Annotated in this window: 11 protein-coding genes and 2 pseudogenes; 7 read left to right on the top strand and 6 right to left on the bottom strand. The window is 35.1% G+C overall.

What is annotated here, in order from left to right; translation table 11 throughout:
- A partial coding sequence (locus ACQKNI_RS14680) for a Cna B-type domain-containing protein (RefSeq protein ID WP_427282474.1) occupies window positions 1-1,353 on the top strand: 1,353 nt, incomplete at its 5' end.
- Between the two features lie 186 nt (window positions 1,354-1,539).
- Here the strand turns inward: ACQKNI_RS14680 and ACQKNI_RS14675 are convergent.
- From ACQKNI_RS14675 to map, 3 genes and pseudogenes are all read right to left on the bottom strand, one after another.
- Window positions 1,540-1,718, bottom strand: a pseudogene (locus ACQKNI_RS14675) (type I methionyl aminopeptidase); the annotation flags it as partial.
- A 380-nt stretch (window positions 1,719-2,098) separates the two neighbouring features.
- Window positions 2,099-3,496 (bottom strand): M28 family metallopeptidase, encoded by a 1,398-nt coding sequence (locus ACQKNI_RS14670; RefSeq protein WP_098357076.1) that lies wholly within the window; start codon window positions 3,494-3,496, stop codon window positions 2,099-2,101.
- 518 nt (window positions 3,497-4,014) lie between these two features.
- Window positions 4,015-4,761 (bottom strand): type I methionyl aminopeptidase, encoded by a 747-nt coding sequence (gene map, locus ACQKNI_RS14665; RefSeq protein WP_088231944.1) that lies wholly within the window; start codon window positions 4,759-4,761, stop codon window positions 4,015-4,017.
- Window positions 4,762-4,966: 205 nt separating this feature from the next.
- On the opposite strand from map, the gene ACQKNI_RS14660 reads away from it, so the two are divergent.
- Genes ACQKNI_RS14660 through ACQKNI_RS14645 form a run of 4 tightly spaced genes read left to right on the top strand, consistent with a single transcriptional unit; the run spans window position 4,967 to window position 8,330 of the window.
- The gene (locus ACQKNI_RS14660) at window positions 4,967-5,869 is read left to right on the top strand and encodes an ABC transporter ATP-binding protein (RefSeq protein ID WP_098357075.1); all 903 of its coding nucleotides are present in this window, start codon (window positions 4,967-4,969) and stop codon (window positions 5,867-5,869) included.
- The gene (locus ACQKNI_RS14655) at window positions 5,866-6,600 is read left to right on the top strand and encodes an ABC transporter permease (protein ID WP_098357074.1); all 735 of its coding nucleotides are present in this window, start codon (window positions 5,866-5,868) and stop codon (window positions 6,598-6,600) included. Before ACQKNI_RS14660 ends, ACQKNI_RS14655 begins: the two co-directional genes overlap by 4 nt.
- Window positions 6,601-7,731, top strand: coding sequence for a sensor histidine kinase (locus ACQKNI_RS14650; protein WP_427282473.1), 1,131 nt, complete (start codon window positions 6,601-6,603; stop codon window positions 7,729-7,731).
- Window positions 7,728-8,330 carry a response regulator transcription factor gene (locus ACQKNI_RS14645; RefSeq protein WP_000619248.1) on the top strand — a complete coding sequence of 201 codons (603 nt, stop codon included), beginning with the start codon at window positions 7,728-7,730 and terminating at the stop codon, window positions 8,328-8,330. The genes ACQKNI_RS14650 and ACQKNI_RS14645 overlap by 4 nt, the downstream gene beginning before the upstream one ends.
- A gap of 104 nt (window positions 8,331-8,434) precedes the next feature.
- Here ACQKNI_RS14645 and ACQKNI_RS14640 read toward each other — a convergent pair.
- Window positions 8,435-8,631 (bottom strand): annotated as a pseudogene (locus ACQKNI_RS14640) (bacillolysin); the annotation flags it as partial.
- A gap of 180 nt (window positions 8,632-8,811) precedes the next feature.
- Here ACQKNI_RS14640 and ACQKNI_RS14635 point away from each other — a divergent pair.
- Entirely contained in the window at window positions 8,812-9,669 is an 858-nt protein-coding gene (locus ACQKNI_RS14635) for a helix-turn-helix domain-containing protein (RefSeq protein WP_088231948.1), read from the top strand.
- Between the two features lie 88 nt (window positions 9,670-9,757).
- The gene (locus tag ACQKNI_RS14630; protein WP_088231949.1) at window positions 9,758-9,904 is read left to right on the top strand and encodes a quorum-sensing peptide PapR; all 147 of its coding nucleotides are present in this window, start codon (window positions 9,758-9,760) and stop codon (window positions 9,902-9,904) included.
- A gap of 16 nt (window positions 9,905-9,920) precedes the next feature.
- Here ACQKNI_RS14630 and ACQKNI_RS14625 read toward each other — a convergent pair whose 3' ends face one another.
- Together ACQKNI_RS14625 and uvsE are read right to left on the bottom strand one after the other, a co-directional pair.
- Entirely contained in the window at window positions 9,921-12,599 is a 2,679-nt protein-coding gene (locus tag ACQKNI_RS14625) for a DUF4084 domain-containing protein (protein ID WP_088231950.1), read from the bottom strand.
- 129 nt (window positions 12,600-12,728) lie between these two features.
- Entirely contained in the window at window positions 12,729-13,682 is a 954-nt protein-coding gene (gene uvsE, locus ACQKNI_RS14620) for a UV DNA damage repair endonuclease UvsE (protein WP_088231951.1), read from the bottom strand.
- Window positions 13,683-13,692 lie beyond the last annotated feature (10 nt).

Below are 13,692 nucleotides of genomic sequence, written 5' to 3'. Positions count from 1 at the left end.
ACAGAAGTAAGTGGTAAAAAAGTCTGGGAAGACTACAACAATAAGTTTGGTACACGTCCAGAAGGCATCACAGTACAATTACTTCAAAATGGAACCGAGTTCCAAACAAAAGAAGTGAAGGCTGATGAAAAAGGCAACTGGACTTTCAGTTTCAAAGAACTACCAAAGTACGATGAACAAGGAAATGCGTACACGTACACAGTAAATGAAGTAAAAGTTGACAACTATGAAACAAAAGTAGAAGGAACAACGATCACGAACACTTACAAGAATACAGAAACAACAGAACTAAGTGGTAAGAAAGTCTGGGAAGACTACAATAATAAGTTTGGTACACGCCCAGAAAGTATCACAGTACAATTGCTTCAAAATGGAACAGAGTTCCAAACAAAAGAAGTGAAGGCTAATGAAAAAGGCAACTGGACTTTCAGTTTCAAAGAACTACCAAAGTACGATGAACAAGGAAATGCGTACACGTACACAGTAAATGAAGTAAAAGTTGACAACTATGAAACAAAAGTAGAAGGAACAACGATCACGAACACTTACAAGAATACAGAAACAACAGAAGTAAGTGGTAAAAAAGTCTGGGAAGACTACAACAATAAGTTTGGTACACGTCCAGAAGGCATCACAGTACAATTACTTCAAAATGGAACAGAGTTCCAAACAAAAGAAGTGAAGGCTGATAAGGATGGTAACTGGAGTTTCGACTTCAAAGAACTACCAAAGTACGATGAACAAGGAAATGCGTACACGTATACAGTAAATGAAGTAAAAGTTGATGGCTACGAAACAAAGGTAGAAGGAACAACGATTACAAATATTTACAAGAATACAGAAACAACAGAAGTAAGTGGTAAGAAAGTCTGGGATGATAACAACGCAATAGATCGTCCAGTATCCATCAAAGTAGACTTATTACAAAATGGAAAAGTTATTGACACGAAAGAAGTAAGTGTGGCAACAAACTGGAAGTACACGTTTGAAAAACTACAAGTATATGATGCAAACGGGTTAGCGTACAAGTATGAAGTGAAAGAACAACCAGTAGCGGGATACAAATCCGAAGTAAATGGTTATGACATCACAAATACAAAAATCAAGGACGAACCCAATGTAGATCCAAAAGATCCAAGCACAGATCCAAAAGATTCAAGCACAGATCCAAAAGATTCAAGCACAAATGCAGACAAAAATAGCGATTCAAAAGTTCCACCTACTACAGAAAATGATAAGCCAACATTACTTCCTAACACAGGAGGAACATCAGCAGGAATGAGTTCAATTCTTGGAGGTATGGTATTGTTACTTTTAGGTGGAATCCTACTCGCTCGTCAGCGAATAAAATAATAAAAAAGATTTAGATTATTGATTACACTGTAATCTGAGTAGCAGACAAATAAAAAATTACTATTGATATTACGCCCTTTAGGTAAGTATTCAAAAACACTTCACGATAAAGTGAAGGCAAGAATGCAACCTGAAGGGTTTTTTAGAAAAAGAGAACAGTTTCAGGTTGGACTCAATCACCGGCCGAATAATATGGTCGGCTTTCATAGAGATAAGTGGCTCTAAAGTAACAAAGAAACCGTTTTCGATAAGTCGATTATCCATTGGACCATAAGCTTAGAATGTGGTGTGGTATCTCATATAATTTAAGATCAATGACCATGTTCCGTTAAGTTTTGGATGAATGCATAGCCATTTTTATGGCTAATTTAGAAATAGTATTTTGTAAAACTTTGCTCGTGAGTAGCTGCATCAGTGTTTGTTTCAGGAATAAAAGCATTAGTTCCTGAAATAACCGTTAAAGCTAACATAACTGCAAGAATAATTTTTTTATAGTAGAAAGCCTTCTTTATTAAATGTAATTACTATTATTACAATTTTTATTTTACATGGTAATACCATCCAATGATTAAACTAAATCAATATATTACGTTTTATATTATACACAATAAAACTTATGATTAATATACTTTAATTAATTAATTTATTTTTTTCGGGTAATAACGCCATGTAATAAATATACTGATATACATATTTATTTTTTCTTAATAAAAAACCACCGATTAATCGGTGGCTTGAAATAGTATTAAGCAGCTTTTTGTCCTGTTTTCACGGTAGGTTGAAGGCTATTATAGACACCTGTACCAATGACCTCTAATGCCATTTTCATACGTTCTGATGAAATGTTCTCAAATAGGTTATCTTGAGGTGTGTGATATACCTTTTCGATATGATAGATTAATGGATTCCAACTATCGACACCCATCCAAATAAATAGTGCAGAAGGAATACCCACTTCAGCAAATGGTACGTGATCACTAGAGCCAAATTTTCCTTGAAGAACGAGATCATTATTTAATTGTTTACCTGCTTGTAAGGCAGCATCTGTTACAAGGTTTGTTGAGCCATCAGGAGTCATTGCGTATAAATTCTTTGCCTTATCATAATTTGTTGCAACCATGTCTGCATTAAAGACACCTAAAATTCGATCACGTTCTTTTTGGGACAGACTATTCACATAATAATCAGAGCCAAGTAATCCGATTTCTTCAGAACCGAAAGCAATAAAACGAATTTCTTTATCCGTTTCTACATTTTGAAAAGCACGAGCTAACTCTAATACTAAACCTGTACCAGAAGCATTGTCATTTGCTCCAGGTGCCCCAACAACGCTATCGTAGTGTGAACTTACAACGACAGCTTTTTCATTACCTGTACTATTTTTTGGTTTCTTTTTAGCGATGACATTTAGGGATGTTAAATTAGATTCATGTCTCGCTTTTAAGGAAAGAATTGTTGTTCCTTTCTTAGCGATTTCTTCTTTAAACGCATTTCCTTGCGCGTAAGCAAGGCCAAAAACTGGTACAGATTGCTTTTTCGTTAAGCGAGGGTTGAAAGTTTGTCCGTAGTTTCCACGGCCGCCAATTAAACTGTATAAAAGAACACCTTTTGCTCCTTTGCTAACAGCATTTTCGACTTGTTTATTGTAGTCTGCTACTGTTGTTCCTCTTTCAAATAAAACAATTTTTCCGTTTACCTCATTTGGAATATCTTCTAATTTTGTTCCACCTTGAACAAAGATAAGGGGAGCTGTAACAGCTTCTGTAGAAATTAGAGCGTTAGGAGCAGCACCAGCTTGCCAATTACGCTTTGTCGATAATGGTGATTCGATAAATCCAACGTACTGATCTGGTACTTGAAATGGCTGATATTCTACCTCGTAGCCCATTGATTTGAGCTGCATACCAATATAGCGAGAAGCCCATTCTTCTGATTTTGTCCCACCAGGACGGGGACCGATTGTTTCGGATAAAAATCGGATATGTTCGATGGCACGGCTTGCATCAACTTGTTTTGTAATAGGTGGGGTTTGTGTGATTTCTGACGTGGAATCAGCTTTTACTTGTCCAATTGGAGCTAAGCTAACGGCGAGTGATACAGCAAGCAAGGAGCTTACTATTTTTTGTTTCAGTGATTTTCTCATTTTTTCCTCTCCCATTCTTCTATTCTCTCTGACTGACAAAAGAAGACGGTTAACGACTTTATTTTATCTTTGAAAGACTGAATTTTCAATATTTTGTTGTTGAGAAATAAAAAACGCTATATGTATATTTGCATATTTTTGGCGAAGATATGTATGCTATCATTTTAGATGAAGGTTCGCTTTCTGCTCAGAAGGCTCCTACATTGCATGAATCTAGTGTACCCAAACTTTAGATTATGTAGGGAAAAGGGACTATTATATGGTTTCTTTTCTCATGTTTGAATCATGTGATGGTAAATATGTTTCCGCATTTCATAATTATCATCAGTGATATATGTAAGGCATCCATATGAAAATACGAGGCTGTTCAAGAGTTTTCCGTACTGTTGGGCAGCCTCACCCCGTTAAAAAGGTGGTGCCCTGATGCACCACCTTTTATTTATATAAACTTTTACATACCTAAAAATAATAAAAAACAGCCGTTTTAGTAGCAGAAATCTACCAAAACGGCTGTTTTTTTATATTTCTGTTAAGATTATCGGTTCGCCGCGTGTTACGACAACTGTATGTTCACATTGTGCAACAAGGCTTTTGTCAGGTGTAACGAATGTCCAACCATCGTCACCGCGCTCGATAATGTGATCAGCTTTCATAGAAATGAATGGCTCTACAGCGATAACAAGGCCGTCTTTTAGAAGCGCATTATCCATTGGATCATAATAGCTTAAAATATGGTTTGGTGCTTCATGCAAGCTAAGACCAATGCCGTGACCAGTTAAGTTTTGAATAACGTTGTATCCATTTTTATGTGCGAAGTTTGAAACAGCGCGACCGATTTGATTTTGTTTTGAACCAGCCTTCACCTTTTTCATTGCTGCCCAAAATGCATCAACGGCTGCTTGGCAAAGCTTTTCTTTTGCTTCATCTTCCCCAAGTACAAATGAAATACCTGTATCTGCATAATAACCACCAAGTGCAGCAGATACGTCGACATTTACTAAGTCGCCTTCTTTTAATACACGATCTCCTGGAATACCGTGAGCAACTTCTTCATTTACACTGATACAAGTTACACCAGGGAAATCATATTCTTTTTCAGGTGCAGAAATAGCACCATGCTCATCTAATACTTTTTTACCGATTAAATCAAGTTCTTTCGTTGTCATGCCTGGCTTTGCTTGTTTTTTCATTTCTTCACGTGCAAGCGCAACGATGCGACCGATTTTTCGTAAACCTTCTAAATCTTGTTCATTACGAATAATCATGAAAACCACTGTCCTTCCTCGAATATATATCTTATCCGATTGTATCATGTTTATTTTCGTCCTGCTACTCGCTTGCGGTATGCGGGTTGATTCGTCTCATGTGGAATACATGACAATTGTCATATCGATGTTATGACGCATCATACTGTTTCCTAAGTCTTCCAATTAATACAATGTAAATATAAGAAACAGCGGGGGTGGAGAGATGGAAAGGATTATTGAAGTAAATGGTGTTTCTAAAACATTTAAACATAAAAAAGCAGTAAATAATGTTTCATTTCATGTGGATAAAGGAGAAATAGTAGCGTTACTTGGCCCGAATGGTGCCGGTAAAACAACGATGATTTCTATGATGCTTGGATTAAAGGATCCGGCAGAAGGAACGGTTTCTGTATTTGGGAAGAGTCCAAAGCATAGAGCTGTTCGGAATAGCCTCGGTGCAATGCTACAAGAAGTAAGTGTCATTGATAGCATTTCGGTGGAAGAAGCAATCGAGTTATTCCGCAGTTACTATACGAACCCGGTAGCGAAAGAAACATTACTACAATTATCAAATTTAGAATCAGAGCGAAAGCAAAGATGTGAGAAATTATCAGGGGGACAAAAAAGAAGGTTAAACTTTGCGCTCGCGCTTGCAGGGAATCCAGATTTGCTATTTTTAGATGAGCCGACAGTTGGAATGGATATTACGTCTCGAAGAACGTTTTGGGAAACGATTCGAAAGTTAGCAAGTGAAGGGAAAACGATTATTTTAACGACGCACTACTTAGAAGAAGCGGATGCTTTAGCGAATCGTATTTTATTATTTGCGAATGGAAAGGTTATCGCAGATGGCACGCCTGACGAGATGAAAGCGACGATTTCTCGAAAAACAATCTCGTTTTATTCGAAAGAAAAAATTCCTAAGAATTTATTAAAGGAATTGCCGCACGTGACAGACGTACAGGTAAAGGAAGGACGCTTCACGTTAACAACTGAGGATACGGACGCAACTTTACAAGCAATTTATCAAAGGAATTTACCTGTAACAGACGTTTCAGTTGAACGCGGAAGTCTTGATGAAGCATTTGAACAATTTGTCGCAAATCAAAAGGGGGAAATCGCATGAAGGCTTTATGGATGCAATGCAAAATAGAAATTTTACGTACGTTTCGTAATAAATTATTTATCTTTTTCTCATTATTAATGCCAGTTATGTTTTACTACATTTTCACAAATGTCGTTCAAGTGCCACAAAACGGGGATGCGTGGAAAGCACACTATTTAATTTCGATGGCAACTTTCAGTATTGTAGGGACGGCACTTTTTAGTTTCGGTGTTAGAATTTCTCAGGAAAAAGGGCAAGGATGGACACATCTTTTAAAAATTACACCACTTCCAGAGGGGGCATATTTAACAGCAAAAATTATCGCTCAAACAGTAGTAAATGCTTTTTCAATCTTAGTTATCTTTATCGCAGGAATATTAATTAATCATGTCGAGTTAACGGTAGGGCAGTGGATTGGCGCCGGATTATGGTTGTTGTTAGGTGTGACACCATTTTTAGCGCTCGGAACAGTAATAGGTTCCATTAAAAAGGCGGATGCAGCTGCGGGCTTAGCAAATATTTTAAATATGTGTTTAGCAATTCTTGGTGGTCTATGGATGCCAATTGAAGTATTCCCCAAAATATTAAGAACGATTGGTGAGTGGACACCGACATATCATTTCGGAAGCGGAGCATGGGATATTGTAGCTGGAAAATCAATTGGTTGGGAAAATATCGCGGTACTAGGAGGTTATTTCCTTATATTTGTTGTAGTATCAATATATATAAGAAAAAGACAGGAAGCGGTATAAATGATAGAAAAGAAGAGGATTGAGATTTTTCCGAAACATATGGGTTTCTTCCCGTATATGTGGTTCGTGTATCTGTTATTTCCAATTTACCATTTAACACAAGCATCGGGGTGGAAGCTTGTGTTAGGAATCGGTATGTTGATAGTTTTCATTGTCACATACCGTCAACTTTATTTTGTTCAGAAGACGTTCATTTTATGGGCGTGTATTCAGATGGTACTTATTTTTTTATTTGCTTTATTTTACAACCCTTTCATGATATTTTTTGGGTTTTTCACAGCAAGTGCGATGGGATTTACGCCAAGTAAGAAAGTGTTTCGAGTGTTGTTATGTTTATTAGTTATAATGCTTGGGGCTTTTGTATTTGTATATAAGAATCAGTTAACAACTGCAAGTTTAGTGAATATCGTTCCGATGTTTATTTTAATGCTTCTTACGCCATTTGGGATGCGTAATTTTAATCAAAAAAAGATGTTGAAAAATCAATTAAACGAAGCAAATGAACAAATTAAAGACTTAGTAAAACGTGAAGAACGGCAGCGAATCGCAAGGGATCTTCATGACACGTTAGGGCATACGTTATCTCTTATTACTTTAAAAAGCCAGCTCGTGGAGAAGTTAATTGTGAAAAATCCAGAACGTGCAAGTGTGGAAGCAAAGGAAATTACACAGACATCCCGCACAGCCTTAAAGCAGCTAAGGGAATTAATTTCTGATATGCGTATGATTACAGTAGAAGAAGAGCTTGAACAAATAGGGGCAATCTTGCAAGCAGCTAACATTGAATTAGAAGTAAAGCAGGAAGCAAATTCGAGTTCGTTATCACCGATTGAACAAAATATTGTCGGGATGTGTTTACGTGAGGCTGTTACGAATGTTGTAAAGCATAGTAAGGCGTCGCGGTGTACAGTTTCTGTATTGGAATCACAGGGTGAATTAATTTTAAAAGTAGAAGACAATGGTATCGGTTTAGTGGATCAAAATCACGATGGAAATGGTATTCGTGGTATGAAAGAGCGAATTGCTCTTATTGATGGATTTGTTGAACTACATACGATAAACCCAGGGACGGTATTAACAGTGAAAGTTCCAGTTGTCATTCGAACAGGAAAAGATGAGGTGAAGGCATGATTCGAATTATTATTGCAGAAGATCAACGGATGCTTCGTGGTGCATTAGGGGCCCTTCTTGATCTAGAAGATGATATTGAAGTAATTGGGCAAGCTGCAAATGGGGAAGAAGCGTTGAAGTTAATCGAATCGCTAAAACCTGATATAAGTATTATGGATATTGAAATGCCAATTCAAAGTGGATTAGATGTTGCTGAAACTTTAAAGAAAGAAAAATCAGCATGCAAAGTAATGATTTTAACAACATTTGCAAGGCCGGGGTATTTTGAACGAGCAATGAAAGCTGGTGTGCACGGTTATTTATTAAAGGATAGCCCAAGTGAAGATTTAGCGGCAGCAATTCGTAATGTAATGAAAGGAAAGCGGGAGATCTCTCAAGATTTAATGTTCGGATTATGGCAAGAGCAAAATCCGTTATCAGACCGTGAAAAAGAAGTACTGTTGCTCGCGAAAGAAGGAAAGACGGCAAATGAAATTGCGAAGGCACTTTATCTGTCACCTGGTACAGTACGTAATTACATTTCTGAAGTATTAACGAAACTCGATGCAAAAAATAGAATTGAAGCAATTACAATTGCGGAAGAAAAGGGATGGATATAAAAAGAAGTTTACCTGTGAGAGGTAAACTTCTTTTTCTTATAAAATGAAACTTTAATCAATGGGGGTGTCCATCCCTCTCTGGTTATTAGTCTTCACCAATCGGGATAAACAACGGTTTTGTTAGAGAATTCTGTTTCAACCGCATCGTTTGGAATTTGAAGTGTATTACGTAATGTAGGTTTTACTTCATTTTTCGACAAAAAATTTGTTATAGTAAGATTAGGTTGTTGTTCTAAATGTTGGACAGCTTACCACTAATAGTAGTAATTACTCCATTTTTATCTACTTTTACAATGAAATCACTGGCAATTCTCCTATCATTCATCTATAACCCTTCTAAGCTATTCCTGTATGTGAGATGAATTTGCCGAATTTTATATATATTATGCATTATTTCATATCAAAAATTGTCGAATTCACATTATTGTAGTGGTATGACAACTTAACAAATTAGATTGTTCTAATGGGATGGTGAGTAAGTATGCACGCAGAAAAATTAGGAAGTGAAATTAAGAAGATTAGGGTAATGAGGGGATTCACACAAAAACAGTTATCCGAGAACATATGTCATCAATCGGAAGTGAGCCGAATTGAATCAGGCGCGGTATACCCAAGTATGGATATATTGCAAGGTATTGCAGCAAAATTACAAGTTCCCATTATTCACTTTTATGAGGTACTCGTTTATTCCGATATTGAGAGGAAAAAGCAGTTAAAAGATCAAATCATTATGCTTTGTAAGCAAAAGAAATATAAAGAAATTTATAATAAAGTATGGAATGAGCTGAAAAAGGAAGAATATCATCCTGAATTTCAGCAGTTTCTCCAATGGCAATATCATGTAGCAGCTTACATATTGAAGAAAATTGATTACGAATATTGTATTTTAGAATTAAAAAATTTGTTAAACCAACAATTAGCTGGAATAGACGTATATCAAAATCTTTATATAGAAAATGCAATTGCAAATATTTATTCTGAAAATGGTCACCTTAAGAAGGGTCTGGAATTATTTGAAGGTATATTAAAGCAATTAGAAGCATTGCCTGAAAATAAAGAGTTTGATGTGAAAGTAAGACATAATTATGCAAAAACATTATACGTAGATAATCAATATGAAGAAGCGCTTTACCAAATAAATAAAGCTATTGAAATATCTTGTCGAATTAATAGTATGGCATTGATTGGACAGTTATACTATCAAAAAGGTGAGTGCTTAGAAAAGCTAGAATACGATAGGGCAGAGGTTGAAGAGGCTTATGAAAAAGCTTGCTTCTTTTTCGATATTTTAGAAATGCATCCGTATAAGGAAAAGTTTATAAAGAAAATGAAGAAATAAAACAACCAGAAAACGAAATATGCATAATTGCATAATGTATGGAGAAATTTTCATGATATATTAAAAGAAAAAATGTGGGTGATGGAATATGAAAAAACTACTTATTGGTAGTCTATTAACGTTAGCGATGGCATGGGGTATTTCATTAACAGATACAGCTTTAGAAAAAAGCCAAGTGATTTCTCATAATGATCAAGAGGTACAATTAGCTTCAGATATGCCTTATGAATATTAAAAAACAACCGTCTTACTTAGACGGTTGTTTTTTTGTGGAGTAACATCCAAACATCTGTATTAGAAACAGGTTTGCTAAAGAAGAAACCTTGAATATGATCACAGTTTTGTGCGCGTAAAAAATTCCACTGTTCTTCTGTTTCTACACCTTCGGCAATAACTTCTAAATTTAATTCTTTTGATAGCGTAATAATGGAAGCAATAATTGCTTCTTCTAAAGGGCTATTTGTAATGCCACAAATAAATTCTCGGGCAATTTTTAATGTGTTGATTGGGTATTTTGTTAAATAGGCTAAAGAACTATAACCAGTTCCGAAGTCATCAATTGAAATTTGAATACCAAGATTTTGAAGTTCTTCGAGTTTAGCGATTACAGAATGATTTTGATTAATCGCGATACTTTCCGTAATCTCAATATCTAGTGCTTCTGGTTTTAATTTTGTTTCTTCTAGGACTTTTGAAATAGTTGGTATTAAGTCTGGGTGATTAAATTGCACAACAGATAAATTCACACCAACTTTTAAATGAGAAAAGCCTTGGTTATGCCACTTTTTTGCTTCCAAGCAGGCTGTACGCAAAATCCAATTACCAAGTTCAATAATAAATCCCGTTTCCTCTGCTAGAGGAATGAACTGGGCAGGTGATACAATTCCGAGTTTTGAATGTTTCCAGCGAATTAACGCTTCAAAACCAATAATTTGTTTTGTTTTTGTATGTACTTGCGGTTGATATTCAAGGAAAAATTCATTTTGTTGTAATGCTTTTGAAAGTTCGCCTTCTAGGAAGTTGCTCTCATTTTGAGCAATGCTCATTTCTTTTGAGAAGAAAACAAATCTGTTTTTTCCATTTGCTTTCGCACAATACATAGCTATATCGGCATTTTTCATTAATTCGGTTACAGTAGTTCCATAATCAGGATACATTGCAATTCCGATACTTGGTGTAATAGATAGTTCTTCGTCTTGAATGAAGAACGGTTTGTTTAAAATAGTTAAAATTTGTTCAGCGATGAAAGATGCACCTTTTTCAGAGTACATATCCGGTAATAGAATTGTAAACTCATCGCCACCTTGACGAGCAACGATATCTTTAGAACGCAAACACCCACGTAATCTTTTTGCTACTTCGATTAATAGTAAATCTCCAACATCATGGCCAAGGCGATCATTAATTTTTTTGAATCGATCTAAATCAAGGAACATGACGGCAATGTCATTTGCACTAGTTTGTGCCGTATTTAAAATAGCTTTTAAATCTTTTTCAAACTTACGGCGATTTGGTAGCCCGGTAAGTGCATCATGAAAAGCTAAATGCTCTACTTGCTTTTGTTTTTCATATAAAGTTGTAATATCACGTGCTATTCCAAACATCCCAACAACTTCTTTATTTATAAACGTGGGGATAAGCGTAATATGAAGGTAATAATAGTAGCCTTCTTTTTCTTTTGTACGAACTTCTAAAGTTTGTGGTCTACCTTCTTTTGTAAGCTGTAAAGCCTTCTTTAGTAGTTCATGGTCTTTTGAATCAATGAAATGTAGAAGAGAATAGCTAGCTACTTCACAATAGTAAGCAGTAAATAAACTTTCACATGCCTGATTAGAACGTTGAAAAATACCATTCATATTTAAGGAGAACACGGCATCAGGGTGATCTTCAAATAAAGATTTATAACGTTGTTCACTTTTTGATAATGCAGATGCACCTTCTTCAACCTCGTCTTCTAGTTGTATAGTCAACTTTTCGTAAGTATCAATTAATGCTTGATTATCTTTCCACATGTAAAGTTGTCGTAGGAATAATAAGATTAGTGATAATACTAGACCGATTAGCATGAACTGATCATCCCAAGGCTGAAGGACAATAAAAGAAAAAGTAATGATTATACTAAAATAAGGTAATATAAATCGTACATAATCGAATCGATAATATTTCATTTTCGTTTCATGTTGTATTGGTTTATCCAAAATGTATAGTATGGACGATAAACCTATCAGTAGAATGGAAGCGGTATGTATTAAATAAGAGATCTCAGAAGAAGAGTCCATCCCGGCATTTAATTGGAACAGATGTACATATCCGTATACAAGTATAATAGTAAAGCCGATAATTAACGAAATTCTACTAGAAGAATACCGTTCTCTTCTATATAGGCTAATAACGGCGTAAATTACTAATGATTGTGCAATAAAGTATCCAATTAAAACCCACATATCCGTTGTTAACATACGAAAGCTTGAGAGATCCAAAATAAAAGTTAAAGTGAAATAAATATTCATAATAATAATGAAGAGGCTATCGAATGAAAATTGAGCAAGACCTCTAATAGAGTAATGTTTTATAAACTTTATAGTAAAGCCAGAAAAGAGCAAAATATATTGTACGATGAAAAAAGGCAAAGCCTTATAGGAGAATATGACTTGATCATATATAGAAAGTGAATGAAGAAATAAAGTTATTTCCATAGTTAATCCACATATACAAGTGCATAATACTAGAACCCAAAATAGCTTGTCGCCGTGCTTCATTTTCTTAATTGCTTTATATAGGCAATAGCAAGAAAAGAGTGTAGCAAAACAAAATAAGAAGAGAATCCCAATTTCTTTTATAGTCAAGTCCTTAGGAATAAAGAATATCCAAAGGGAAAATATAATTATATACATTATGACAAATTGTACATACTTTTTTTGATTAATCATATTATGGCTCCGTTTCAATAAAGTTGAATCTCAGGTGGAAAATGCTAATTTAAATAATAGCATATAAAATAGGGTGTTTTTTACTATACAAATTACTTTTTTTGAAAAAAAATAGCGCAATGTTACAATTTACCACTGTAACGTTGCACCATTTTGTCTTTTTACGCCTCGTATAGAAGAGATTTCACCTATTAATTGTAATAGTGCTAAATCTTTCTGTTTACTTTCAATCATAATATCGAAATTATGATTGATTTTTTTTGCAATGTGTAAGAACGGTTTAATAAACTCTAAATCAATATATGCAGCGTGAGCTCTAAATTCTTTTTCTGATCTAGGAGAAGAAATGTGAACTTTTGGTGGGACGTTTGTGTGTGACCAAGTTTCAAAAATCGCAGGTAGTAGCTCTTCTAGCGGTTCCTCGCAAAGATTGGCCATGTGATGATGGTAATCAAATACAAAAGGAATATTTTCTTTTTGGCAAATAGATAAAGTTTCAGAAGTTGTATATGTTTTATCATCGTTTTCAAGAGTCATTTGTTTTTTTATATGTGTAGGAAGTTTTTTTATGTTTTCATGGAAACGTTCAATTGCTTTTTCCTTATTTCCATAGGCCCCACCAACATGAATATTAATGTAAGAAGAATCGGCAATTCCTATCGCATCTAATACTTTGTAATGATAGTTCATATCTGTAATAGCGTTAGTTGTAATATGCGGCTTGTCGCTTGTGAATAATGTAAATTGATTTGGATGAAAACTTACTCGTAAATTGTGTTCTTGAATTAATGTCCCTATTTTACGCCAAAGTGGTGAAAATGCTTCAATGTAATCAAACTCAACCTCAGGGTGTGTTGCAAGTGGGACGATGGAAGACGATAGGCGATATAGTGGGATTTCATGCGCTATATTGTAATGAAGGATACGTATTGTGTTTTCAAGATTTTGTCTTGTAACATCGTACAATTTATCCTCGCGCTCTTGTTTATTAAGTTTTTTGAAGCTTGTAAACGTCATTGTTTTGGCAGGAGAACAGTCCCACAATGCCATTGCATGTGAGACGTATCCAAATCTTATAATCATATGTGATATA

This window comes from Bacillus sp. NPDC094064, assembly GCF_050279585.1.
Classification (GTDB): Bacteria; Bacillota; Bacilli; order Bacillales; family Bacillaceae_G; genus Bacillus_A.
This window is presented reverse-complemented; position numbering and strand designations above follow the sequence as displayed.

Bases quoted from the DNA above. Each gene is read 5' to 3' on its own strand.
- ACQKNI_RS14670 (WP_098357076.1), bottom strand. From the start codon at position 3,496: ATGAGAAAATCACTGAAACAAAAAATAGTAAGCTCCTTGCTTGCTGTA.
- map (WP_088231944.1), bottom strand. From the start codon at position 4,761: ATGATTATTCGTAATGAACAAGATTTAGAAGGTTTACGAAAAATCGGT.
- ACQKNI_RS14660 (WP_098357075.1), top strand. From the start codon at position 4,967: ATGGAAAGGATTATTGAAGTAAATGGTGTTTCTAAAACATTTAAACAT.
- ACQKNI_RS14655 (WP_098357074.1), top strand. From the start codon at position 5,866: ATGAAGGCTTTATGGATGCAATGCAAAATAGAAATTTTACGTACGTTT.
- ACQKNI_RS14650 (WP_427282473.1), top strand. From the start codon at position 6,601: ATGATAGAAAAGAAGAGGATTGAGATTTTTCCGAAACATATGGGTTTC.
- ACQKNI_RS14645 (WP_000619248.1), top strand. From the start codon at position 7,728: ATGATTCGAATTATTATTGCAGAAGATCAACGGATGCTTCGTGGTGCA.
- ACQKNI_RS14635 (WP_088231948.1), top strand. From the start codon at position 8,812: ATGCACGCAGAAAAATTAGGAAGTGAAATTAAGAAGATTAGGGTAATG.
- ACQKNI_RS14630 (WP_088231949.1), top strand. From the start codon at position 9,758: ATGAAAAAACTACTTATTGGTAGTCTATTAACGTTAGCGATGGCATGG.
- ACQKNI_RS14625 (WP_088231950.1), bottom strand. From the start codon at position 12,599: ATGATTAATCAAAAAAAGTATGTACAATTTGTCATAATGTATATAATT.
- uvsE (WP_088231951.1), bottom strand. From the start codon at position 13,682: ATGATTATAAGATTTGGATACGTCTCACATGCAATGGCATTGTGGGAC.